The sequence below is a fragment of the Aeromonas sp. ZOR0002 genome (assembly GCF_963866995.1).
Taxonomy (GTDB): domain Bacteria; phylum Pseudomonadota; class Gammaproteobacteria; order Enterobacterales; family Aeromonadaceae; genus Aeromonas; species Aeromonas caviae.
In genome coordinates this window covers 1-1,401 of sequence record NZ_CAWMFQ010000266.1, presented here as the reverse complement: position 1 = coordinate 1,401, position 1,401 = coordinate 1, and the positions used below count along the sequence as shown (strand labels likewise).

General features: G+C 67.3%; 1 protein-coding gene. It reads left to right on the top strand.

Annotated features, from left to right (window positions below):
* Positions 1–1,401: condensation domain-containing protein (locus AACR77_RS23170; RefSeq protein WP_231563258.1), on the top strand; the 1,401-nt coding region annotated here is incomplete at both ends.

Genomic DNA, 1,401 nt, shown 5'->3' with positions numbered 1-1,401 from the left:
GGACAACCTGGCGGCGCTGGTGGAGCACTGCTGCAACCTGAAGGCGCCGCGCCATACCCCGAGCGACTTCCCGGGGATCGCTCTCTCGCAAGCCGTGCTCGATCGGGTGCTGAGCGGGCGCGAGGTGGAGACATTGCTGCCCATGACCTCGCTTCAGCAGAGCATGTTCCATCACAGGGCGCTGCTGCCCCGGGATCACGCCTATCACCTGCAGACCGAGATTGACTATCACCAGCCGCTGGACGTGGCGGTTTACCGTCAGGCCTGGCAGGGGCAGATCGCCCGCTGGCCGGCCCTTCGCAGCGAACTGGTACTGGCAGACGGGGTGGCGCTGCAGCGCATCCTCAAGCATGCCGAGTTGCCATTCCACTATGAGGACTTGTCCGAGGTGGGAAATGCAGAAGCTCGGGTCCAGGCCTATCGGGAGCAGGATCTGGCCCGCCCGATCCCGCTCGAGCAGGCCCCCCTGCTGCGCCTTGCCTGTTTCAAATTGGCCCCCGATCACCACAAGGTGATCTTCAGCGCCCATCACGGCGTGCTGGATGGCTGGAGCGGCCCCGTGTTGCTGGGTTCCTTGCATCGCGCCTATCAGGCGCTGATGAACGGCCTGTTGCCACAAGCCGAGCCGGATACCGCCTGGCTCGAATTTGGCCGCCATATCGCCAGCCAAGCCCGCAGCGCCGAGGCTTACTGGCAGGGGCGGGGCGAGCTCTTGGCAACGCCCAACGATCTCGCCTGCCTGTTCGGGGTGACGCTGGACGCTAGCGCAAGCGGGCGCCATACCCAGCAGCGACCGGCGGTGTGCGCCACGGCGTTGCCGACCGAGGTAGCAACCTTGCTCGCCCATCGTGCCCGCAACCTTGGCGTGACTGCGGGCCTGTTGGCCCAATATGCCTGGCACCGTCTGCTGGCACGCCGCTCGGGCGATGCCGTCACCCTGGTGGGCAACGTGACCCCGGGCCGGGATTACCCCATCGAGGGGATCACCGAGAGCGTCGGGCTCTACATCAACAGCCTGCCACTGGCGCTGGCGTGGCGCACCGAGCTGACCCTGGCCGAGCATATCGCCCGGTTGCAAGCCGACCTGATGGCGCTCAATGAGCACGGCACCCAGTCGCTGGCGGCACTGACCAAAGGCCGGGCGCGTCTGTCCCAGAGCCTGTTCGTGTTCGAGAACTACCCCATGCCGGCGGCCCCTGTCGCCCCCGAACCTCACCAGCTGGTGCCACGCTTTGGCGCCGTGGTGGAGAAGGTGGAGCTGCCGCTCTCCTTGGTGGTCAGCAGCCGGGGCGAGACGCTCCAGCTGCGCCTCGAGTTCGACGGCGAGCAGATCCCCGAGACCCGGGCCGAGGCGGTGCTGGCTGACTGGCTGGCCGAGCTCGACTGGCTGGCGCAGGCGGA